This window comes from Pseudoalteromonas sp. P1-11, from assembly GCF_001399995.1.
Classification (GTDB): Bacteria; Pseudomonadota; Gammaproteobacteria; order Enterobacterales; family Alteromonadaceae; genus Pseudoalteromonas; species Pseudoalteromonas atlantica.
The window spans coordinates 1-22,600 of record NZ_LJSP01000008.1 but is presented as its reverse complement, the minus strand read 5'-3'; the positions used below and the strand labels follow the sequence as shown (position 1 = coordinate 22,600).

Here is a 22,600-nt window from a genome sequence, read left to right as displayed (position 1 = left end):
GCGGGTTTGCTAATGTGCTAAGAGCATGATTAATTATAATAAGACTAAAAAACACACAGACACATTATGCTTAATAAAATTGCCATACCGTTTACCAAATTAGTAGAGCGCTACTTACCCGACCCTTTTATATTTGTCATATTGCTGAGCTTAATTACTTTACTCTCTGCCAGTATTTTTACCCCCGCAACACATATTGAAGTTATTAACGCATGGGGGAGTGGTTTTTGGAACCTGCTTAGCTTTGCCATGCAAATGCTGTTAGTGCTGATTACCGGCTATATGCTGGCTAGTACACCACCTATAAATAAACTACTAGAAAAATTAGCTAAACTTGCTAACACTGCGCCAAAAGCGATTTTTTTAGTCACGCTTATTTCGCTATTAGCCAGCTGGCTTAATTGGGGGTTTGGCTTAGTTATTGGGGCTTTATTTGCCAAAGCAATTGCAAGGCAAACACAGGTCGATTACCGCCTATTAGTTGCCAGTGCTTATTCTGGCTTTGTGGTGTGGCATGGCGGCTTAGCAGGCTCAATTCCGCTTACGATTGCTACCGAAGGGCACTTTTCACAAAATAGCATTGGCATAATTAGTACCGAGCAAACCCTGTTTGCTGGTTTTAACATAGCCATACTTATTGGCTTATTTATTATTATGCCGTTGGTTAACCGCTACATGCTACCCAGTGATAAAAACAGCGTATATGTAGACCCAGCACTTATTAAAGAGCCCCCGCCCGCACATGAAAAAATTACTCGCCCTGCTCAGCATTTAGAACACACAAAGCTGCTTGGCATTTCGATTGGTTTACTTGGCCTTTGCTATTTGGCGTATTACTTTATAGTTGCAGGCGGTAGCCTAAACCTAAACAGCATTATTGCTGTGTTTTTGTTTTTAGCCATTACCTTGCACCAAACACCCCATAACTTGCTTAATAGCTTGCAACAAGCAATTCCCAGCGGCGCAGGTATTGTCATTCAATTTCCGTTTTACGCAGGTATTATGGCTGTGATGGTCGACAGCGGTTTAGCGCAGCAAATATCGCGTGGTTTTATAGCTGTTGCTGATGCCGATAGCTTGCCATTTTTTAGCTTTATAAGTGCAGGGCTTGTTAATATGTTTGTACCTTCTGGTGGCGGCCAATGGGCAGTACAAGCACCTATTGTTATACCCGCAGCGCAAGAGCTGGGCGCCGATATATCACGTGTTGCTATGGCTGTTGCGTGGGGCGATGCGTGGACCAATTTAATTCAACCCTTTTGGGCTTTACCGGTATTAGCCATTGCAGGGTTAAAAGCAAAAGACATTATGGGGTTTTGTGTAGTGCAGTTATTTGTAACGGGGGTATTTATATCGCTAGTGCTGAGCTTTTACTAACCCTTAATAACGCGCAGTATTTAGGTATACTGCGCGTATAGCGATTAGCTTGATAAAATCGTCATCGGCAGGCTCAATATTGGGTTTTCTGAATCTGCAAAGTGCATCATCACTGCCACATGGCCTGCAACTACAATAGCGTACATAGCGGCTGAAAAACCTTGGCCGTATTTATCAAGCGGCAATAAATGCGAGTAATGTCGACCGCGCCATTCAAATACGATTTCCAGTGCGCCAACAAACAAAAAGAACACCAGCAACATTAAGCCAAATGTGTAGCTCAGCCATAAGCCAAATAACACACCGAGTAAACACACACTTAAACCGACCCAAGATCGCATTGAAAAACTGATACTTTTTAACACATGTCCGCCATCAAGCGGTAAAATAGGCAAAAGGTTAAACAAATTCAATAAGGCACTGAGTACTGCAACGCCGGCAAATATGTCCATTTCGGTGGCGTAATATAAAACCACACCCAGCACAGAGGTAAACAAACCAAACGCTGGCCCCATAAGGGATATAACTACATCTTGCCAGCGCGTTGTTATTTTATCGTCACTTACAGCCAATCCACCTACAAAGGGGATAAGGTAAATACCCTTGGTCTTTATGCCAAAGTATTTCATGGCTCTAACGTGTCCGTATTCATGTACCACTAAACAGGCAATTAGCATTAGTGCAAATTCAATACTAAATAACCAGGCATAGCCGGCAACCGATGCACCTGCCAGCGCCACCTTAATTACTTTTGCACTTTTAAATAATTTAAAGCCCAGTGCCGCTAGCCCTAAAAAGCCTTTTTTGGGCTGGCTATTTACCGGCGCAGGTAAAGCTAGTTCAGTAGCAAACACACCATCAACAAATAACGATAAAGACTGCTCATGAACATGTGAGCTATCAATCCCTATTTGCTTATTATCTAAAGTAAATTCGGCGTAATGCTCTTTGGGTGTTGCAAAGCTTATGGCCTGTTGATTATGAAATATTTGTACTATTTTATGCCCAGACACCATTAGCGTTAATGGTTGCTCTGCAAGCATGAGATCGATTTTTATCATGACTAAAACCAGTTAAAACAATGGCGCTAGTATACCGATGAATTTAAAAAACACGAATTGCCTTAAACCATAAGCGCAAAAGCACTTAGAAGATAAAAAAATAATATAAAACTAAGCTGACAAAAGGCTGATCAGGCGCTATTTTTACAGTACTAATATATTAAGCAGTTACAAGGATAGAGCATGTCGATTTCGGTACCCAATATTTTAGTTGTGGATGACTCAAAGGCGATTTTAATTGTTATGGAGGCCATTTTAAATGAGCTAGGAGTCTCGAATAAAGTTACAAAATGCCTGAGTGCTCAGCAAGCGCTAACTCACGTAACCGACGATATAAACTTTTACGATATTGTATTTACAGACTTAAACATGCCTGAAATGGATGGTATGGAGTTTATAAGAAAACTAGGCGAGCTTAATTTTACAGGCGCAGTAGTTATAATTTCGGAGATGGATCATAAGGTTATTAACCTAGCTGCCAATTTAGCGCGCCATAGCAATATTCATTTAGTCGCAAATTTAGCTAAACCCGTGCAACTTAGCCAAGTAAAAACCGTTTTACAAAAAGCAAAACACTTAGCAGTACATACCGACCTTTCTCATGCCTCTATTTCAGAAAAAGCATTGCATGAGGCAATCAATTTAAACGAGATAATCCCTTACTATCAGCCAAAAATAAATTCTCAAACCAGTGAAATAGAAAGTATTGAGGTGCTAGCGCGCATCGTTAAAACGCACACTGGCGAAATCATCTCGCCCAATCGGTTTATTTCGTTATCGGAGCAATCGGGGTTAATTAATCAAATTACCTTTAGCTTATTTGAGCAAGCCACCAGCGACTTAAAAGCTATACGTACAAACATTGCTGCGCATCTAAAACTGGCTTTTAACCTATCTCCCACGCAACTAGATGATTTAAGCTGCCCCAACAAGCTGATGCTTATACTGCAGCTCAATGAGCTATCACCTAGTGATATAATTTTAGAGATTACCGAGCAACATGCGCTGTCTAGCCTTTCTCAGCTAGAAACCTTAAACAGATTAAGAATGCATGGCTTTGGCATATCATTGGATGACTTTGGTGTAGGTTTTACCAACATGAATCAGATTAAGCGCCTGCCTTTTACTGAAATAAAAATTGACCGTACACTTATTAGTAATATTGAAACAGATCAGTTTTCGCAAGTGGTGGTCAGCTCACTGGTTGATATTGCCAGCCAAGAGCAACTAGCCCTTGTTGCCGAAGGCGTAGAGCGCGCCGAAGAATCACTCTACTTAAAAAACTACCGCACTAATTTAGCCATGCAAGGATTTTTGTTTACCTGCCCTAAAGCCAAAGACGATTTTATAGAGTGGGCACTAAACTGGGTAAATACGGCGGGGGGCACAATTAAACGCTAACCTTCAACCCCGTCGTAATTATTTATTATCTCGGGGCGTGTCGTCATCTTCACTAACTATGTGCTCGCTGCTTGCTAAACGCTGGCGCCAGCGCTGCTTGGCAACCATGCGCATATTGGTCGATTGGTCGCGCTCATCAACAATTTCAAGCCCCATAAGGGCTTCTATCATATCCTCTAGGGTTACAATGCCTTGAACATCACCGTATTCATCAACAATTAAACATATGTGAGTACGCTGTTTAAGCAAGGTTTGTAGTAGCGATGACACATTATGCCCTTCGGGTACCGTATGAATAGGCTTAACTAATTTGCTAATTTTATAATCGGTACCTAAGCGGTGATAAGCCAACATAATGTCGTTTTTATGCACAAAGCCAATTATGTCATCGGCGTCTTTATCAAATACTAACACGCGCGAAAATGAAGACGAGCCGTGCTCGCTCATGTACTGATCGACCGTTAACCCTTTATGCACTTTATACAGCACAGTACGCGGCGTCATTAAGTCGGTTAATTTAGCATGCCTAAAATGTAAAAGGTTGCGGATTATTTCTGACTCATCGGCATGGATTGCCCCTGTTTCGGTGCCTATATCTGCCATGGCTTCTATTTCTTGGCGAATATAAAAAGCCTCATCGTGCTTGGCCCCCATTAAATTAGTAAGCTTTTGAGCAAGCCACACAAATGGTTTTAGCGACATCACTAAAAAGCGTAAAGAATAGGTCACGCTAGGGGTTAAGGCACGCCAATAATTGGCCCCTAAGGTTTTTGGAATAATCTCTGAAAGTACCAATACTAAGAGTGTCATTATGGCAGAGGCAATTCCTACTGCCGCATCTGAAAAAACCACAGCGGCTTGCGCACCCACACCTGCAGCACCGGCGGTATGGGCCACTGTGTTAAGCGTTAGTATTGCAGCAAGCGGTTGATCTACATTATTTTTTAGTTTTTCGAGCTGCTTTGCAAGTTCAGGCTGTTTTTTGCGTAATAGCGCCACATAGCTGGGCGAAATACTTAACAGTACAGCTTCCATTACAGAGCATAAAAAAGAAATAACGATGGCAGCAACCATGTACACAATCAGTAAAGTCACTTTTTCTCCGATGAGTTGAACATATGGGCATGGTAACAATACATGCTATATTTGGCCAAATAACTATCAATAATAGGCACAAATATGAGAATTAGCTCACCTTGGACCACAAAAAATAAATTACTAAAACAAGCAGCTACCTTTTTTGCTCTTGGCAGCTTGAGTTTGACAGCAATAGCAGCCCCGCTTGATAAATCAAATATCGAGTTTATTGGCCCTTTAGGCGAAAACATGCAAGTTAAGCCATTTCAAACACCACACGGCCAAGTCATTATTAATAACTTATTAGAGCAGTTGCAACGTAATACGCAAAGTGTGTCTGTATTTGGTAAAAAGCATAGCTGGCAGCCGTTTAATAAAGTAAACGCACTTACTTTAGGTGGCCTACAAGCGCTTAAGTTCAATATTGAAACAACCCGCTATAGCCAAGGCACATTAACTATAAAAGGGATAGAGAACGCTCAGTTGTTTATTGATGCCAAGCTTCAAAAAGGCGATAACCACACATACTCTTTATCGTTAACTAATGGCTCTCATAGTGTGATTGTAGTGGCGCAACAAGTGGCTAACTGGAACAACGTTTCTCTCGATTTTGAACCCAAAGCCGACACTGACAACATTACAATTAACACCTCTACAACTAAGCGACTTTCGGCCGAGCAACTTTTTGATGCACCCACCATTAGTGGACTTTCTTTAGCGCCCGATGCTAAGCAATACGTTACCAGCACGCGCAGCTATTCAAATAAAACAGCTAACCAAGCAAACGTGGTAACTGAGCTTAAAAATAGCCAAAATCAAACCTTGTATCGTTTTGAAGGCCAGCAACCAAGCAATATGGTATGGAGCCCCAATAATCAATTTTTAGTTTATATGCTAGGGAGTGAGCTAAAACAGCTAAACCGTAAAAACCTCAGCATTAAAACATTGGCCAGAGAGCTTGAAGGCGCAAGTAACTTTAATTTTTATAATAATAACAGCCTTATTTTTAGCTGGTCTAAAACCCCCGAAGACAACAACAGCTTAACTAAGCACTACAAAGGTCTTCAAGATAGATGGTCATATGCACGCAACGTAAGTCAGCTCTATATGTTAGACACCCACAGCGGTTTAACCAAAGCGCTTAGCCAAGGCCCTATTTCGCATAGCTTTGAAGATGCAAACACTAATCGTGGCAAAGTATTAATGAGCCGCCAAGTTATGGTTATGCAAGCCACCACCCACCCAGAAACTGAACTGGTGGAACTTGACTTACAATCGAATAAAATAACGTCTTTTGGTAAATTTAAAACCTTTAACCATGCAAAGTACGCCAACAAAGATGTGTACGTTGTTGCTGGCCCAGATTTTAAAAATGGCGCAGGCCGTACCCTTCCAAAAGGGATGTTAGCTAATAATTACGACGGCCAATTGTACTTACTTAGCGATAACGGTAAGAATGTAAAAGCGCTTAGTAAGCAGTTTGACCCCGCTATAGGTGAATTACATGTGCTTGATAATGGCGATGCGCTTATAAAAGTAACAGAGCAAGATACCCAACCTTTGTATTTATATGACTTGAGCAAACAGCGCTTTAAAAAACTTAATACGGGTTTAGATATCGTTGAGCAATTTAGCTACTCGCACGAGAGAAACCCGCAAGTGCTACTAAGCGGTACCACAGCATCTACCCCTCAGCAGCTTAAACGCTTAAATATAAGTAAAAATAAAACAGACCTAATCTGGGACTCTAAGCCGCTTGCCTACGCTAATACACAAATACCGACTCTGGAAGAGTTTAACTTTACAAATAAAGACGGCGTAGAAATTACAGGGCGTGTGTACTTACCTACTAACCTAGATAAAACTAAAAAACACCCTGCACTTGTCTATTACTACGGTGGCACCTCACCGGTTACCCGTGGTTTTACAGGGCGCTACCCATTTAACTTGTGGGCAGCAAATGGCTATGTTGTTTATGTATTGCAGCCAACAGGGGCAACTGGCTTTGGGCAAACATTTTCTGCTCAGCACGTTAACGCCTGGGGCGATTATACCGCTAGCGATATAATGCAAGGTACGCAGGCCTTTTTAAAAAAATACGATTTTGTTGATAGCAAAAAAGTGGGTAATTTAGGCGCCTCATACGGAGGCTTCATGACCATGCTACTTGCCACCAAAACAGACATGTTTAGTGCATCTATTGCGCATGCGGGTATATCAAACTTAACCTCGTATTGGGGCGAAGGTTGGTGGGGGTATTTATACTCAGGCGAAGCATCAAAAAATAGCTTTCCGTGGAATAACGCTTCACTTTATAGCGATCACAGCCCTGTATTTCATGCCGATAAAGTAACGACCCCTTTACTACTGTTACACGGCGATAGCGATACCAATGTACCTGTTGGCGAAAGCTTAACCATGTATACCGCCTTAAAGCTTTTAAATAAAGACGTAGAACTTATTGAATATAAAGGCGCCGACCATCAAATTTTTGCTCGTGATAAACGCTTTGATTGGTGGAACACCATGCTTGCTTATTTTGATAAACAACTAAAAGGCGAACCACAGTGGTGGGACGCAATGTATTCAGATAAGTAACACAGCGCTCAGCACATTTTTAGCTAAATGTGCTGAGCTTACTCACATAAACAGCAACCTTAGGTAAGCCGCCTTTTATATCTGAAACATAAAGTTACCGAAAAGTTACACCGCCCTCTTCTCAGCATTTAACGATTGGTGCTACCATACAGAGCTATAAATATACAAAAATAAGTCCTATGGCAATTAACGTTTTATTGGTTGAAGACGACGAGCTACTCGTTAAGCGCATCCAAAATCACTTTACAGACACCGAATTTTCGATAGAAATAGACCCCACAGGTGCCGATGCCCTAAACATAGTTAGGCAACGCGTAAACCTGCGCAGCGCTATTTCTCTTGCCATTATTGATATTGTATTACCCAAGCGTGATGGGTTGCAGCTTGCCAAAGAGCTCAACACTTTGACCGATATTGGCGTGATTGTTTTATCTAGCCGCGATTCTCAAGCCGATCGTATTGCAGGGCTTGCACAAGGTGCTGATGACTATATTTGTAAGCCTGTTGATTTATTAGAACTGGAGCTGCGCATGCGCGCACTTTATAAACGTATTGCAATTAATCAAGACGATGATGAAAGCGAAGAGTTTATAGAATACGCCGACTTTAAGCTCCACCCCGATAACCGCACATTAATTACCTCATCAGGTATTGAATCGCGCTTAACCGAAGCCGAGCACAAAGTGCTAATTTGTTTAATTAGCAACGCAGGCAAAGCAACCTCACGAGAAAAAATATCAGAAGAAATAGGCCAACCAGATTGGAGCCCAAATGACCGTACTGTGGATGTTTTAATTGGCCGTTTGCGTAAAAAACTATACGATGAAAAAGACCAAAAACGCATTGTAACCGTGCGCGGCAAAGGTTACATGCTTTCAATTTAGCGCATTAAAATTTTAAACGCAGAAAAACGCAGCAAGCACCGAGCTTAGCACCTTAAAATAATTAAGCATTGTTGCGGTTCGGTATTATTTCCAGTAGCGTTTAGTTTATTTAGTTAACTGCGCTAGTAACCGCTCAAAAGCACGATAATTTAGCGCCTCTTTTAGCTCTTCTAAACTAATTTGCTCTGCACCTTTTAAATCACTAATAGTACGCGCCACTTTAATAACCCTATGGTAAGAGCGCGGCGATAACGACAGCTTTTCGCTAGCGCGCGCTAAAAACTGCAATTCAGCAGGGGCTAAAGTGCAATGTATATTCATTTCTTTATTATTTAATCGTGCATTAACCTTACCTTGTCGCTTTAGCTGTGCACTGTAGGCTGCCTCTACTCGGGCTCTTACTTGGGCGCTGGTTTCTTCAGGCTCGGTACTTTGTAGCTCAACACTTGTTAGTCGCGGCAGCTCTATTTGTAAATCGATACGGTCGATAAACGGGCCTGATACGCGCGATAAATAGCGCATCACTTGGTCAGGTGTTGCTCGCTTATCATTATGGCACCCGGTAGGGCTTGGGTTTAGTGCGGCTATAAGCTGAAACTGCGCCGGAAACTCCATTTGCCTTGCTGCCCGCGAAATAACCACCGAGCCGGTTTCCATGGGTTCACGCAGCGAATCAAGTACCTTACGTTCAAATTCCGGAAGCTCGTCCAAAAATAGCACCCCGTTATGCGCAAGTGAAATTTCACCCGGTTTAGGGTTTGAAGAGCCACCAACTAAAGCGACTGCCGAGCAAGTGTGGTGTGGGTTTCGAAAAGGCCGTTGGCGCCAATTATTTAAATCAATTGATTGGCCAATAATAGAATACAGTGCAGCCGTTGATATTGCCTCATCGTCTGACATGGTTGGCATTATCGTCGCCATACGCTGCGCTAGCATAGATTTACCCGTACCAGGTGGACCTAAAAAAAGTAGGTTATGGCCTCCAGCGGCGGCTATTTCTAGCACTCGCTTAGCACCGGGTTGGCCTTTAACATCACTTAAATCGAGTAAAAAGTCGGGAGACTGGGCGCAATCTGGGTATTCAATATTTAAAGGTAGTGGCTGCTGATTTAATAAATCCCCCCATACTTCTTGTAACGAGTTAACCGCTTTACGCTTAACGCCGTTCACCAAACTTGCGAGGCTATCGTTGGTAAAAGGTAAAAAGCAGCAACGGTTTTGCTCTTTTGCAGCAAGTACAGAAGGCAAAATGGCATTAACTCCCCGCACTTCACCATTAAGGGCAAGCTCACCGTAAAATTCATATTTATGTATATCTGGACACACTACCTGCCCCGAGGCCACTAAAATACCTACGGCAATGGCTAAGTCAAAACGCCCGCCATCTTTAGGTAAATCGGCAGGAGCTAAATTTACGGTAATACGTTGATCAGGGAAACCAAATTGAGAGTTTTCTAGGGCGCTACGCACCCTGTCTTTTGATTCTTTAACTGAGGCCTCTGGCAGCCCAACAATATTAAATGCCGGTAAACCATTACCTAGGTGTACTTCTACAATAACTTCGGGGGCGTTTATACCCACTTGGGCACGAGAATAGATGCGAGCTAGCGACATTCCTTATCCTAATTAATGGTTTAATTAATTAGTTTAGTCAGAATATTTAAAAACGTGTACTGTGATTTGCCATTTAATAGCCGCAATACGAAGCAATAAGGTGGTTAGCATTGCCATTACCATGGCAAGTTCGGTCGCGAACGCAAAGTGAATTCCCAGCGTGTAAACTACACCGCCAGCAATACAGGTAATAGCATATAACTCGCCTTTTAGCAGCATAGGAATTTCGCGAGCAAGCACATCACGGAGCATGCCCCCAAAGCAACCGGTAATTACACCCATAATAATCGCGGTCATATTTGGCATGCCGGCTAGTAAGGCTTTTTGGGTGCCCATTACCGCAAAAAATGCTAAACCAAATGCATCGGCAATTTGTAATGTGTAGTGCGGAATCGACTTTTGCTTGTTAATAAGCCGCGTGGTAATAAATACCGCGGCTAAAATAGCATAAAAAAAACTTTGATCGTGTAACCAAAATACCGGAACATCTAATATGAGATCGCGAACCGTACCGCCCCCAATCGCTGTTACCGCTGCTAATACTACAACCCCAAAACCATCCATTTTCTTTTCGTGTGCGACCAAAGTACCTGTAACAGCAAACACAGCAATACCGATTAAATCAAACCAGTGATAAAGTTCAGTCATGTGGAACAACCCAAAATTATTTGTGCCGTTTTAACACAAACTATACAAAGTTTTAAGTAATAACGTATTTTTAGAGAAGTTTATAATATTTATAGGTATTGCTTGGGGGTATAAATCTAAGAGTGCTTTATAGGGAAAGAAATATAAATTTTAGGCATAAAAAAACACGCCTTAAGCGTGTTGTTTCATTTTATGTATTTCAGTGGTTGCGGGAGCCAGAGCTTATGAAAGGTGAACCGACGACCTTTGCTGGCTTATACAGAGCTGAGACCGACGAGCTATCCGTTTCACTGAATTTCAGGCATAAAAAAACACGCTTTAAGCGTGTCGTTTCATTTTATGTATTTCAGTGGTTGCGGGAGCCGGATTTGAACCGACGACCCTTCGGGTTATGAGCCCGACGAGCTACCAGGCTGCTCCATCCCGCGCCTGAAATATGTATACTTATTTAGCGTTGCTTACATTACAACGTGGCTGCCAACTCCCTAAAGGAAATTGGTTGCGGGAGCCGAATTTAAAACGACTACCTTTGCTGGCTAATGAAGAGCTGAGACCGACAAGCTTTTCTTTAACTAACATTTTACAGTAACCTCAAACCCCTAAAGGAAATTGGTTGCGGGAGCCGGATTTGAACCGACGACCTTCGGGTTATGAGCCCGACGAGCTACCAGGCTGCTCCATCCCGCGCCTGTAATTTCTTTGAAATAGTTTCGTGTTAATAACGAGCCTGTTTCGAAGAGAGCGCTATAATATAGGAATAAACTTATATTGCAAGGCTTTAACTAGTTAATTGTGTTCAACCGAACAAAAAGCAATCAACAAGCACTATAAATAGCTATCTCTGATGTGGGCTTATCATTTTTTGAAACTCCCAATCTGGGTGTCCCATTACAATAAAGTCAGGATTTTCAGTGCTCTCACGCTGGTTATAAGTAAGCGGATTAAATTCTGCATCGGTTATACACCCGCCCGCTTCTTCTACAATAACTTGTGACGCGCCGGTATCCCACTCGCCTGTAGGGCCAATTCGTAAAAAGCAGTCGGCTTTACCCTCGGCAACTATACATGCTTTTAGCGAGCACGAGCCTACTGCAATAGTGGCAAACTGCGTATTTAAATACTGACTGACCGCTTCAATTTTTTGTCTACGGCTTACTGCCAACGTTAGGTTATCGGGTGTTGCTACCGACATTTTTGTGTCGCTACCATTTTCTCGTTTAAATGCCCCCTGATTAGCAGTAGCAAAGTAAGTGATCCCTTTTGCTGGCCAATGAATCACACCTAAAACGGGGTGATTATTTTCAATAAGTGCAATATTAACGGCAAAGTCACCACTTTCTAAAATAAACTCGCCAGTGCCATCCATCGGATCTAATAACCAATAGCGTTGCCAGTTCTTTCTTTGGGCAAGTGCCGGAATAGGCGTTTCTTCCGACATGATAGGGATGTCGGGCGCAAGCGCTTTTAAACCAGCAACAAGCACATCGTTAGACGCTAAGTCTGCTTTTGTAACAGGCGTAGAGTCTGATTTTTCTTGCTGGCCAATATCGTCTTTTTTATAAATAGCCATAATGGCATCGCCTGCACTTTGTGCAAGTTCAATACACGGCTCTAGTAATTTATTCATTTGCAGCTCCAGACGCTAAATACTTATTTAATAATAGCAAAGCGGCAACACTGCGAGCTTCGGTAAAATCGTCTTGCTCTAATAATGACTGCCAATCTGTTAATGGCCACTTAACAACCACTAAAGGTTCGGGCTCATCACCTTCTAATGCTTGCGGATATAGTTGCTTAGCAAATAAAATATGCATGGTCGCGTTAAAGTAACTTGGCGCCATTGATACTACTTTTAGCGGCTCAAAAAATTCAGCACCAAAACCCACTTCTTCTTTAAGCTCTCTGTTTGCAGCTTGCTGTGGTGTTTCGCCAGGGTCTATCAAGCCTTTAGGAAAGCCTAATTGGTAGTCGTTTGTGCCCGCGCAATATTCACGTACCAGTAGCATTTCGTTATCTGCAGTTATTGGTACAATCATTACAGCCCCGCGACCACCGCCACGTATGCGCTCATACTGGCGCTCTTCGTCATTAGAAAACTTAAGCTCTAACGATTCAACAGTAAATAAACGGCTTTTAGCAACTACATTGTTACTAATAATTTGAGGCGGAGTTGGGTGCTTTTTCTGTGTCATTGGCGTTATTTTGCTATCATGGCAGTTGTGCTTAATCATAAACTTTTCACAAGGAAAAGCCCATGCTAAATTGGTCAAAAATCGATACCGTTTTACTCGATATGGACGGAACATTACTCGATTTACATTTCGATAGTCACTTTTGGCTTAACGTTGTACCAGAGCAACTTGCGCTCATTCGCAATATTACCCTTGATGAAGCAAAAGCCGATATGCACAAACGCTATCAAGCGGTAAGTGGTCAAATACAGTGGTATTGCTTAGATTATTGGCAAGAGCAACTCAATTTACCAATAATTGAATTAAAACGCCAAACCCAGCACTTAATAAAAGTACGCGAAGATGTGCCCCACTTTTTAACAGAGTTAAAAAAAGCAGGTAAAGAGCTAATTCTTTTAACTAACGCCCACCCAGAAAACGTCATGCTTAAATTTGAACATACCGCGATAGATAATTATTTAGATGGCGTGGTGTCTACTCATCAATACGGAGTGAGTAAAGAGCAGCAAAGTTTATGGCATCAAGTACAAAAAGACTTAGGGTTTAATAAGCAGCGCACTTTGTTTGTTGATGATAGTGTGCCAGTTTTAAATGCTGCCCGAGAATACGGCATTGAACATTTACTTGCGGTGGCCAACCCAGATAGCCAGCAACCACATAATGTAATAGCCGATTACTTAAACGTAACCGACTACAGAAACATAATCTAGCAGCTAGATTATTGTTGCGGGTAACGCGCCACTAGGCCTTGATATACTAACTTTGCAAAGTCGGCATGTTCGGTATCAAGGCTTTTAACGACTTCGACTAAATGCTCGTTATCTTCTTGGCCATTCCATACTTTGATGTAGCTGCCATCTTTGTAGCCATGATCTTGGCGGAAAAAGTTTAACGTGTTTTTACCTACGTAACCGCGGTATAAATCGTCAATATCCATCCCTATTTGCGCCATACACCCTGCAAACGCGGCCGCGTTAAAGGTTTTATTTGCAACTGCTGAAGCTGCTAATATTTCAAGAGTTTGTTTAAAGTCATCTGCGGCCTGTGGTGCGCTAAGTTCTTGTTCTAGCTGCTTAGCTAACTCTTCGTAAGAGGTTGTTCCGTCAATTCTTAACGACAAACCAAAATGAAATATATCAACCAATTCTAGAATGACTTGCTCGGTGTCTGGGGTTTGTTTTTTCCACCACTTCCAACCGTAATGATCTAGCATTTCTGCACACTCTACCCAAATGGCTCTGTACCACTCAAAGCCTTGGCTAAACCATTGATCATGAACTTTAGTGTTCATGGCATTTTGCATTTCTAGCATTACTACTAGCTTATTTAAGTTGGCTGACATATCGTTTCCACTTGAGCTTTTAAATTACGCTTATGATACAGGCAAATAATAAAAAGTGCATTTTTGATCTATTATAAACAGCACATAAAAACAGGGCAGGAAATAATGATGAGTAAAGTGTTACTGCACACCTTGGCGACTATTGTAATGGCTGCTTTTTTAGTAACGAATGCGCAAGCAAGTACAGAAGGAATTGCTGCAGCCCCCGAGCAAGTATCACCATTATTACCGGGCTTAAGCGTGCCTAATATAACGCTCAAAGATCAACATGGTAATAATGTAGAGTTACAAAAGCGCTTTGCTGAAAAAACAACGGTGCTTATTATTTACCGCGGTGGTTGGTGTCCTTACTGCTCAAAGCAACTGGCTAATATACAAAAAATTGAGCAGCAACTCGCTAATTTAAACGCGCAAATTATTGCAGTATCGCCAGATAGCCCAGAAAAACTAGCCCAAAGTAAAATAAGCTCGCCAAATTATTTACTGCTTTCAGATGATAGCCTAACCCTAGCAAAAGCCTTAGGTTTAGCTTATTTTTTAGATGATAAAACAGCCGCTATCTATCGCAATAAGCGCGGTGTTAACTTTGTTGATGCCCAAGGCAAGGTAAACGTTGCCTTACCCGTACCGGCTGTATTTGTAATTGATAAAAACGGCGTTGTGTATTTTCAATACGCAAACCCTAATTACAAAGTACGTTTAACAGAGGAGCTATTATTAGCTGGCGTTAAATCAATAGAAAATCAATAATCTGTAGTTATACCAATCGACTTAAATATTTAACCATTCTAGGGTGCTAAATAGAGCGCTATAAATGCCTAATAACTTAACACAATTGATATTACAAAAAAGGCCAACTAGATTGGCCTTTTAAACATTTAACGCGAGCCACTAAACTCAGCCCACGACTCTATTAAATCTATAAAATCTTCAAAGCCACAACCACTCACTAGGCCATTTTCTTCAAGCATTAAGTCATCATCTTGATAGGCGACTAAATCTTCGCTGTCTTGGTGTAGAGCATGGGCTTCAAATAAGGCTTCGTCTTTAGAGAGTATTAAGTCTATCTCTTGGCCTTTTAACGTTATTGGCTCGTAACTTGTTTTTACCGAGCTAATAAGTGCTTGTACCATCGCGACTTTTTCTTTGCCAATTTCTTCGTTTAACCAGCGGCCAATTAGGGCATGCTCGCTGCTTATTTTAATGCGCAGCCCACTAATAGGGTCACGTATAAATTGATATTCCATAATTTTTACTTTTAAAACGCTAATGCACTAATTATACCCATAAATAGCCTTAAACACCGACCCTAAAACGCAAAATAGCGCCAATGGGCGCTATTAAATAGGTGACATAAAAGCTAACTTCGCGATCTAAAACGTGCAGCATCTATAATCGACCATAAATAAATAATAGGCACGAGTACGAAGCCTACTAATACATAAATAAGTGCGTAACTAATTATAATAGCTAGCGCAAAAAAGATAGCGGCTAAAATTCGCCCTTGTACCAATTGCCCTAAACCAGGAAAAAATATATTACACAACGCTGCAATAACATTACCGCCAGAACCTTGATCAGCCATACTCACCTCTGTAGTTAATTAATTTTAAGTTTTAGTTATTTACTTACTATCACACTTTATGCCAATTTATTAAAGCTTAAAAATCAAATAGTTAAATTACTACTAAATAACTGCTTTAGTATTTTTTACTAAATATAGGTCAATTTGATTATTTTTATTATTAATTATCGTTACTTAAGAGTACAAAAAAGCGACTAAGCGATTAGTTTTACAAGTATTTTTAGAATAGCTGTTCATAAAAACAGTATTTTATTTAGCCTAACAAAAACACCTGTTATACTGCCCTCATTATTGACTGAAAAGGCGTAACGATGGACGTTTCTGAATTACTCGATGGCTTAAATGACAAACAACGCGATGCCGTTGCAGCCCCACTACAAAACATGCTGGTATTAGCAGGTGCTGGTTCGGGTAAAACACGTGTTTTAGTTCATCGTATCGCGTGGTTAATGCAGGTTGAGCAAGCCTCTGCTTATAGTATTTTTGCGGTTACCTTTACTAATAAAGCCGCTAAAGAAATGCGCACCCGTGTTGAAGAAACCCTAAAAGCCCCTGTCGGTGGCATGTGGATTGGTACATTCCATGGTTTATCACACCGTATTTTGCGCGCTCATCACCGTGAAGCAAACCTGCCAGAAGCCTTTCAAATTTTAGACTCTGACGATCAACTTAGAATGATCAAGCGCTTATTAAAATCAATGAATATTGATGACAAAAAATGGCCCGCCAAACAATTTGGCTGGTACATCAGCGCTAAAAAAGATGAAGCCCTGCGCCCTAAAGATATTCAAGCCTACGATATAAACGAGCAAATGATGCTACGTGTATATGCCGCCTATCAAGAGGCGTGTGACCGTGCAGGTTTAGTCGATTTTGCAGAAATACTGCTACGTAGCTACGAAGTACTTAAAAATAACCCTACGCTACTTCGCCATTACCAGCAGCGCTTTGCCCACATGCTGGTAGACGAGTTCCAAGATACCAATACCATTCAATACGCATGGTTAAAGCTACTTGCTGGTGATACACAAAGCATTATGATTGTAGGCGACGATGACCAGAGTATTTACGGTTGGCGTGGCGCTAAAATAGAAAACATTAAACGCTTTTTAACTGATTTTGACGCCGAAACTATTCGTCTTGAGCAAAACTACCGCTCAACCGCGACCATTCTAAAAGCATCTAATGCGCTAATTAAAAATAATTCCGAGCGCATGGGTAAAAGCCTTTGGACCGATGGTAACGAAGGCGAGCCTATATCAATTTATGCCGCCTTTAACGAGCTAGACGAAGCCCGTTTTGTAAGCAGCAAGCTACGCAGCTGGTTAAATGCTGGTAATGCGTTGCAAGACGCCGCTATTTTATACCGTAGTAACGCGCAATCTCGTGTACTCGAGGAAGCCATGCTGCAAGAAGGCTTAAAATACCGTATTTACGGTGGTATGCGATTCTTCGAACGTCAAGAAATTAAAGATGCGCTATCGTACTTACGATTGGTAGGAAACCGCCAAGACGATGCCGCATTTGAGCGTGTAATTAACACCCCTGCGCGCGGTATTGGCGATAAAACACTTAGCCATATACGCGACTGTGCGCGTGCTGAGTCGCTGCCTCTTTGGTACGCAGCTAAAGCAATTGTTGAACAACAACATTTATCGGGTCGTGCGGCAAGCGCTGTTACAAAATTTGTAGAGTTGGTAGAGCACATAGAAGATAAAATTAGCGACCTTACACTGCAAGAGCAAGCCAAATACGCTATTCAAACGTCTGGTTTAATGGCCATGTATCAAGCTGAAAAAGGCGAAAAAGGCCGAGCTCGCGTAGAAAACTTAGAAGAGCTTATTAGTGCCTGCGATCAGTATGAACTCCCCGAAGAAGAAGAGTTTAGCTCACCACTACAAGGCTTTTTAGCCTACACCTCACTTGAATCTGGTGAAGGCCAAGCCGATGAACACGAAGACGCTGTGCAAATGATGACTCTTCACTCTGCTAAGGGCTTAGAGTTTCCACTTGTGTTTATGGTGGGCGTTGAAGAAGGCATGTTCCCATCGCAGCAAAGTAATGAAGAGTCAGGGCGCTTAGAAGAAGAACGCCGCCTTTGTTACGTGGGTATGACCCGTGCCATGGACAAACTTTACATAAGCCATGCCGAAAGCCGTCGTTTATACGGCCAAGAAAAGTACCATAGCCCGTCGCGGTTTTTACGCGAAATACCCGAAGATTGCGTAGAAGAAATTCGTATTAAAACACAGGTATCACGACCGCCTGCTGCAGGACGTTTTAGCGCATCAGTAAGCCATGCTGTATTTGAAGAAAGTGGTTTTAACTTAGGCCAACGTGTACTGCACGCTAAATTTGGTATTGGCACTGTGCTTAATTACGAAGGCAGCGGCGCGCAATCGCGTGTACAGGTTAACTTTGACGACCTTGGCAGCAAATGGCTAGTAACCGCATATGCACGACTTCAAGCTGTATAAGCACTGTGTTGAGCAATTAACGCAGCAACTAACTGGCGCAAAGCATCGCCAGTTAGTGCTAATTACAGGCCAGCCTACGTGGTGCTATGAGCTATTAAGCGCGTTAACCCGTTCGGATGATGTAAAGCTACTTTCAAGCAGCCTTGCCAATGCAAGTTGGCCTGAGCATACTCATCAACTACTTGGGCAAGAGTTTCCTCACGCCGTTTATGATGGCTTTAGTGGCATTTACCCCGATAAACTCGCTGCATTAGCCGGCACCGTGAAAGCCGGCGGGCTTTTATTTTTATTACTGCCTGATTTACAACGTTTAGCCTCATGGCAAGACCCTGCGCTGCAAAGCGTGCAGTCTTATGGGTGTAGTAATCAGCAAAGCTATTTTAATTTACGTTTTTCTCGCCTTTTACAAACCCTACCTGCCATACACTTTGATGAACACACTGTCTTTAAACAGCCGCCGCTCAAAAGCAATGTAACAAATAAAATTGAGTATCAGGCGCAGCAACAGTGCGTTGAGCAAATAATTAAGGTGGCCACAGGGCGTGCGAACAGACCTTTAATTATTAATGCCGACAGAGGGCGAGGAAAATCAGCCGCGCTAGGTCTTGCAGCCGCAGCATTACATGATAAAAAAATCATTGTATGCGCAACACAATTTAGAGCCACCCATAGCTGTTTTAAGCATTTAGCTAAAACCTTACAGGTGGAATACAAGGCTCAGCAAAAACATTTAGCTAATTTACAATACATGGCGCCCGATGCACTGCTTAATCAGTTGCCGCAATGTGATTTATTACTGGTCGATGAAGCCGCAGCAATCCCTGTACCCCTACTATTAGCCATGTTAAAGCACTACCCGCGTATAGTATTTGCAAGCACCTTGGTAGGTTACGAGGGTAATGGCCGAGGCTATACCATTCGCTTTACGCAACATATTAAAGCTAATTACAAAGCGGCAAAAATTGTAAACTTAGAAGAGCCTTTACGTTTTGCCAAGGGCGACCCTCTTGAGCAACATGTACGCACACTCTTTGCTTTAGATGCACAATATAACGAATACCCACCCGCTTTAAATAACATTGAGCATATTGAGGTCACTCAACAGCAACTCGTTGACAATGAGCCTTTACTGCAGCAAATAGTTGCGTTGCTAGCACTTGCCCATTACCAGAGCAGTGTTAACGATTTACGCCAATTACTTGATGCCCCAGCACAAAGGCTGTTTATTAGTAGATGCGACATGCATGTTGTGGGTGTGTGTTTAATAGCAGTTGAAGGCGGTATGGATGCAGAGCTAGCTAAGCAAGTAATCAGTGGTGAGCGCCGCCCACAAGGGCATTTAATGGCACAATCGCTCGCGCAATTAAGCGCACAGCCAAGCGATTTAACAAAACAAAGCGCACGCGTTATTCGTATAGCTGTTGCACCTAACCTGCACCAACAAGGCGTAGGTAAAGCATTGCTAGCGCATTGCCAGCATCAGCTAACACCCACCTGTAGTTATATAGGTGCAAGTTTTGGGGCTACAGCAGGGCTTTTACGTTTTTGGCAATCTCAGGGCTTTAGTGCTGTAAAGCTAGGTTATCAGCGAGATAAAAGCACGGGTGAGCACTCAGCCCTCGTTATTAAAGCATTAAACACATCCACGCAGGGCTTATATACCTTAGCTCAGCAATTTAAAAGTGATTTATTTTATGGTTTATTAACGCACTTTAGCCAACTCGACAGTGAGTTAGTCAGTGAGCTAATAAGTAAATTTATCGATGAATCTAGCGTGCCCAGCCCACCTATAAACACTGCAATTAGTACAATAAATCGCTTTAATACCGCGCCAAAACTATGGTATTTATTTAACCACTCCCCATCCAGCCTAATGGCAACTAAAAGTGAAGATCGCCACTTGCTGATACAAATGGTATTACAAAACCACAGTAATGAGCAGCTAATCAAGCAACATTGCTTAAGTGGAAAAAAAGCCTTAGAGCAACAATTTAAACTCGCAGTTAAGTCACTAATTAAAAAACCACACAACCTTTAAGCTATTTATCTATTTTGTTCTATCCTTAAAGCATTACAAGGCAATTAAAGATAAAGGTATGGAATTCATAAACTTTCAAGTGGGCTGTAAAACCATTTCACTTAAAATTCTCGATATTTTACTCACCGAGCGGTTTGATAATAACCTCACTACATTGCCAAATAACAATAAGAGCTTTATTGGTGTAAAAGACTACATGGAAACCCCCACGCCGGTGTTCGACCTAGGTGTTATTTTAAATGGCAGCTCTACAGAGCAAAGTAATAAAAAAGCACTTAATGAGCTAAGAACCTGGCAAGCCTCGCTTAATGATTGGTTTAGCCAATTTGAAAAAAGCATCGCGCAACAGAGCCACGTAATAACAAACGATAAAACTCAGCTGCACAACATCGCCGTATTTTATAAAGAGTTTAAAACTGACAACAGTGACCTAAAATCTATCATAGAAAAACTTGATGAGCCTTTTCAAGCGCTAGTAACAGCTACAGATCGTGCAGTTAGTACTCATAACGAGCAAGACTATAAACAAGCCAGTAAATATTTAGCGAGTATAAAGCGCAACAGCTTTATGCAATTACAACGACTGTTTGATGCGGCAAAAGAGCAAATAACACTCGATTATAAACCTATTATTGTTTTTACTACTAAAGATGGGCTCAACCCGCATATCGGATTACTAGTAGATAAAGTAGAGGACAATATAGATTATAAAAAAGAAGACATTAAGCCACTCGATAAATTAACCGAAGTAGGCTTTGATATAGACCCGCAAACCAGAGGCATGATGCGAGGGCTAATAAAGTTAGCCGAAAAACACAGTGTTTTAATAGACCCTAGCGCAATATTTAGACCTGATCATTTAGCACAACAGGAAGACGAAGAAACACAAGCGTATGGTTTATTCTAAAAATAAAAAAGCCGAGAAGGCTCTCGGCTAATTAGCTTATAGCAACACGTTATACAGTAGCTATAATATCTTCAACAGGTAAACGCGCTTTAGGTTTGCCAAAGTTCCAATCTTCTTCTTCAACTGGGTAACCCATTGCAAGTGCCACTTCACAAATATGACCATCAAGCTCTTCGCTAAACTTCTCACCGATTAACTCTGGATCAACACCTTCCATAGGCGTAGATGCAATATTTAAACGCGCCAGTGTATGCATAATGTTACCCAGCGCTAGGTAAACTTGTGCTTTAGTCCAGCTGCCATTGTAGCCATTTTCATCCGTATTCATTTCAGCAAAAGCGTAGGCACCCATAAAGCTTTCACGCATTTGCGCTGGTAAGTGACCAGAGCTCACTTCAACATCCACGCGTTTAACAAACTTCTCTTTAGTAAACTTAGGATCGTAAGCTAATAAAAGAGTATGCGATGCTTCTTTAGCGTGTAATTGATTAAACTGGTGCTTGTTAGCAAATGTATCGTGCAAACGCTGCTTAGCTTCATCACTTTCTACCAATACAAACTTCCAAGGTTGAGAGTTGATTGAAGAAGCAGACAAGCGAATAGCTTCTTTAATTACGTCAAGATCCGCCGATGAAATACGTTTGCTCGTATCGTATTTTTTAGCCGTGTAACGGTTATGTAAGTCTTTAATAATTTGATGAGACATGCTCTTCTCCCCCTTTGGTAAGGTATGTAAATACAAGATGGGGCAAGTTTATAGGGTTTGCTATCAATTGATAATTAGCAAAATACTTAAAAGACTTTCTAAAAAAATTTGATAATAGTTCAAGCCCATACCCTTTGGGATAACAGTGTTATTGGTGCGGGATCTGTCGTTACGAAACATATAGAGGTGGATACTGTTGTTGCTGGTAATCCAACTTGTGAGATAAGAACACTATATTTACCATACAAAGATGTGCGGCGAGCCTTATCCGCGGGTTTCGTGATACTCAACCCACGCTACGGAAGTGGTGCTATTACGTAAAGACATGTATTTCACTTTTCAACGGACGTAAAAAAGCCCGGCTCTTTCGAGTCGGGCTTTCTTGTATTTGAAGCCTGGCAATGTCGTAGTGCCCACAGCGGTAGAGAGTCACATAGCAAATGCNTCTGCAATCTCTTCTTTAGAGCCTGGCAATGTCGTAGTGCCCACAGCGGTAGAGAGTCACATAGCAAATGCTACATTATCATTGCGTCGGGGCGGCCTTATGCGGTGCACGCTTTCGAGCTGTTTCGTTTAACTCAGGGTTCGGCATGAGTCTGGCTATTTATTAAATCCCAGACAGCAAAAAACCCGTCACATCGCTGTAACGGGTTTCTCTTATTTGGAGCCTGGCAATGTCCTACTTTCACATAG

At 41.8% G+C, this 22,600-nt stretch carries 19 protein-coding genes and 2 tRNA genes; 9 read left to right on the top strand and 12 right to left on the bottom strand.

Translation table 11 applies throughout. The features are described 5' to 3' along the window. Positions 1-66: 66 nt before the first annotated feature. A complete protein-coding gene (locus AN390_RS13940; protein WP_055255151.1) occupies positions 67-1,377 on the top strand; it encodes a short-chain fatty acid transporter in 1,311 nt (436 codons plus the stop codon). A gap of 44 nt (positions 1,378-1,421) precedes the next feature. Here the strand turns inward: AN390_RS13940 and AN390_RS13935 are convergent, their stop codons facing one another. Beyond that, entirely contained in the window at positions 1,422-2,438 is a 1,017-nt protein-coding gene (locus AN390_RS13935; RefSeq protein WP_055255150.1) for a metalloprotease, read from the bottom strand. A gap of 183 nt (positions 2,439-2,621) precedes the next feature. Between AN390_RS13935 and AN390_RS13930 the strand changes: the two genes are divergently transcribed. Continuing rightward, positions 2,622-3,839, top strand: a complete 1,218-nt coding sequence (locus tag AN390_RS13930) for an EAL domain-containing protein (protein WP_055255149.1) — start codon at positions 2,622-2,624, stop codon at positions 3,837-3,839. A gap of 18 nt (positions 3,840-3,857) precedes the next feature. Here the strand turns inward: AN390_RS13930 and AN390_RS13925 are convergent, their stop codons facing one another. Next, entirely contained in the window at positions 3,858-4,934 is a 1,077-nt protein-coding gene (locus AN390_RS13925; protein WP_055255148.1) for a CNNM domain-containing protein, read from the bottom strand. Between the two features lie 84 nt (positions 4,935-5,018). Between AN390_RS13925 and AN390_RS13920 the strand changes: the two genes are divergently transcribed. Together AN390_RS13920 and AN390_RS13915 are read left to right on the top strand one after the other, a co-directional pair. Beyond that, positions 5,019-7,514: a S9 family peptidase gene (locus AN390_RS13920; protein WP_055255147.1), complete on the top strand. Its 2,496-nt coding sequence runs from the start codon at positions 5,019-5,021 to the stop codon at positions 7,512-7,514. Positions 7,515-7,693: 179 nt separating this feature from the next. Then, the gene (locus tag AN390_RS13915; RefSeq protein WP_004588673.1) at positions 7,694-8,398 is read left to right on the top strand and encodes a response regulator transcription factor; all 705 of its coding nucleotides are present in this window, start codon (positions 7,694-7,696) and stop codon (positions 8,396-8,398) included. A 105-nt stretch (positions 8,399-8,503) separates the two neighbouring features. On the opposite strand, the gene AN390_RS13910 is transcribed toward AN390_RS13915, so the two are convergent. From AN390_RS13910 to nudE, 6 genes are all read right to left on the bottom strand, one after another. Next, entirely contained in the window at positions 8,504-10,012 is a 1,509-nt protein-coding gene (locus AN390_RS13910) for a YifB family Mg chelatase-like AAA ATPase (RefSeq protein WP_055255145.1), read from the bottom strand. A gap of 33 nt (positions 10,013-10,045) precedes the next feature. After that, complete coding sequence (locus AN390_RS13905) at positions 10,046-10,660, bottom strand: trimeric intracellular cation channel family protein (RefSeq protein WP_055255143.1); 615 nt, start codon at positions 10,658-10,660, stop codon at positions 10,046-10,048. Between the two features lie 350 nt (positions 10,661-11,010). After that, positions 11,011-11,088 (bottom strand) — tRNA-Met (locus tag AN390_RS13900). Positions 11,089-11,270: 182 nt separating this feature from the next. Beyond that, positions 11,271-11,347, bottom strand: a tRNA-Met gene (locus AN390_RS13895). 148 nt (positions 11,348-11,495) lie between these two features. After that, the gene (gene cysQ / locus AN390_RS13890) at positions 11,496-12,287 is read right to left on the bottom strand and encodes a 3'(2'),5'-bisphosphate nucleotidase CysQ (protein ID WP_004588670.1); all 792 of its coding nucleotides are present in this window, start codon (positions 12,285-12,287) and stop codon (positions 11,496-11,498) included. Next, on the bottom strand, positions 12,280-12,852 hold the full coding sequence (nudE, locus tag AN390_RS13885; RefSeq protein ID WP_055255191.1) for an ADP compounds hydrolase NudE: 573 nt from the start codon (positions 12,850-12,852) through the stop codon (positions 12,280-12,282). Before nudE ends, cysQ begins: the two co-directional genes overlap by 8 nt. A gap of 62 nt (positions 12,853-12,914) precedes the next feature. Between nudE and yrfG the strand changes: the two genes are divergently transcribed. Further along, positions 12,915-13,562: a GMP/IMP nucleotidase gene (yrfG, locus tag AN390_RS13880; RefSeq protein WP_055255141.1), complete on the top strand. Its 648-nt coding sequence runs from the start codon at positions 12,915-12,917 to the stop codon at positions 13,560-13,562. A gap of 8 nt (positions 13,563-13,570) precedes the next feature. Here the strand turns inward: yrfG and AN390_RS13875 are convergent, their stop codons facing one another. Then, positions 13,571-14,194 (bottom strand): dUTP diphosphatase, encoded by a 624-nt coding sequence (locus AN390_RS13875; RefSeq protein ID WP_004588667.1) that lies wholly within the window; start codon positions 14,192-14,194, stop codon positions 13,571-13,573. A 105-nt stretch (positions 14,195-14,299) separates the two neighbouring features. On the opposite strand from AN390_RS13875, the gene AN390_RS13870 reads away from it, so the two are divergent. Beyond that, complete coding sequence (locus AN390_RS13870; RefSeq protein ID WP_232510946.1) at positions 14,300-14,944, top strand: peroxiredoxin-like family protein; 645 nt, start codon at positions 14,300-14,302, stop codon at positions 14,942-14,944. A 128-nt stretch (positions 14,945-15,072) separates the two neighbouring features. On the opposite strand, the gene AN390_RS13865 is transcribed toward AN390_RS13870, so the two are convergent. Both AN390_RS13865 and AN390_RS13860 read right to left on the bottom strand, forming a co-directional pair. Then, on the bottom strand, positions 15,073-15,441 hold the full coding sequence (locus tag AN390_RS13865; protein WP_054983969.1) for a YacL family protein: 369 nt from the start codon (positions 15,439-15,441) through the stop codon (positions 15,073-15,075). A 113-nt stretch (positions 15,442-15,554) separates the two neighbouring features. Next, positions 15,555-15,779: a hypothetical protein gene (locus tag AN390_RS13860; RefSeq protein WP_004588664.1), complete on the bottom strand. Its 225-nt coding sequence runs from the start codon at positions 15,777-15,779 to the stop codon at positions 15,555-15,557. Between the two features lie 311 nt (positions 15,780-16,090). On the opposite strand from AN390_RS13860, the gene uvrD reads away from it, so the two are divergent. Genes uvrD through AN390_RS13845 form a run of 3 tightly spaced genes read left to right on the top strand, consistent with a single transcriptional unit; the run spans position 16,091 to position 21,201 of the window. Continuing rightward, positions 16,091-18,256: a DNA helicase II gene (gene uvrD, locus AN390_RS13855; RefSeq protein ID WP_024031969.1), complete on the top strand. Its 2,166-nt coding sequence runs from the start codon at positions 16,091-16,093 to the stop codon at positions 18,254-18,256. Next, positions 18,234-20,294, top strand: coding sequence for a GNAT family N-acetyltransferase (locus tag AN390_RS13850; protein WP_055255140.1), 2,061 nt, complete (start codon positions 18,234-18,236; stop codon positions 20,292-20,294). Before uvrD ends, AN390_RS13850 begins: the two co-directional genes overlap by 23 nt. Positions 20,295-20,352: 58 nt before the next feature. Next, complete coding sequence (locus tag AN390_RS13845) at positions 20,353-21,201, top strand: hypothetical protein (RefSeq protein ID WP_055255138.1); 849 nt, start codon at positions 20,353-20,355, stop codon at positions 21,199-21,201. 49 nt (positions 21,202-21,250) lie between these two features. Here AN390_RS13845 and AN390_RS13840 read toward each other — a convergent pair whose 3' ends face one another. Then, entirely contained in the window at positions 21,251-21,907 is a 657-nt protein-coding gene (locus AN390_RS13840; RefSeq protein WP_055255136.1) for an NAD(P)H-dependent oxidoreductase, read from the bottom strand. Positions 21,908-22,600: the final 693 nt, after the last annotated feature.

Coding starts and splice junctions, on each gene's coding strand:
- AN390_RS13860 (WP_004588664.1), bottom strand. CDS start 15,779: ATGGCTGATCAAGGTTCTGGCGGTAATGTTATTGCAGCGTTGTGTAAT.
- nudE (WP_055255191.1), bottom strand. CDS start 12,852: ATGACACAGAAAAAGCACCCAACTCCGCCTCAAATTATTAGTAACAAT.
- AN390_RS13935 (WP_055255150.1), bottom strand. CDS start 2,438: ATGATAAAAATCGATCTCATGCTTGCAGAGCAACCATTAACGCTAATG.
- AN390_RS13915 (WP_004588673.1), top strand. CDS start 7,694: ATGGCAATTAACGTTTTATTGGTTGAAGACGACGAGCTACTCGTTAAG.
- yrfG (WP_055255141.1), top strand. CDS start 12,915: ATGCTAAATTGGTCAAAAATCGATACCGTTTTACTCGATATGGACGGA.
- AN390_RS13845 (WP_055255138.1), top strand. CDS start 20,353: ATGGAATTCATAAACTTTCAAGTGGGCTGTAAAACCATTTCACTTAAA.
- AN390_RS13905 (WP_055255143.1), bottom strand. CDS start 10,660: ATGACTGAACTTTATCACTGGTTTGATTTAATCGGTATTGCTGTGTTT.
- uvrD (WP_024031969.1), top strand. CDS start 16,091: ATGGACGTTTCTGAATTACTCGATGGCTTAAATGACAAACAACGCGAT.
- cysQ (WP_004588670.1), bottom strand. CDS start 12,287: ATGAATAAATTACTAGAGCCGTGTATTGAACTTGCACAAAGTGCAGGC.
- AN390_RS13910 (WP_055255145.1), bottom strand. CDS start 10,012: ATGTCGCTAGCTCGCATCTATTCTCGTGCCCAAGTGGGTATAAACGCC.
- AN390_RS13920 (WP_055255147.1), top strand. CDS start 5,019: ATGAGAATTAGCTCACCTTGGACCACAAAAAATAAATTACTAAAACAA.
- AN390_RS13875 (WP_004588667.1), bottom strand. CDS start 14,194: ATGTCAGCCAACTTAAATAAGCTAGTAGTAATGCTAGAAATGCAAAAT.
- AN390_RS13865 (WP_054983969.1), bottom strand. CDS start 15,441: ATGGAATATCAATTTATACGTGACCCTATTAGTGGGCTGCGCATTAAA.
- AN390_RS13850 (WP_055255140.1), top strand. CDS start 18,234: ATGCACGACTTCAAGCTGTATAAGCACTGTGTTGAGCAATTAACGCAG.
- AN390_RS13930 (WP_055255149.1), top strand. CDS start 2,622: ATGTCGATTTCGGTACCCAATATTTTAGTTGTGGATGACTCAAAGGCG.
- AN390_RS13940 (WP_055255151.1), top strand. CDS start 67: ATGCTTAATAAAATTGCCATACCGTTTACCAAATTAGTAGAGCGCTAC.
- AN390_RS13870 (WP_232510946.1), top strand. CDS start 14,300: ATGATGAGTAAAGTGTTACTGCACACCTTGGCGACTATTGTAATGGCT.
- AN390_RS13840 (WP_055255136.1), bottom strand. CDS start 21,907: ATGTCTCATCAAATTATTAAAGACTTACATAACCGTTACACGGCTAAA.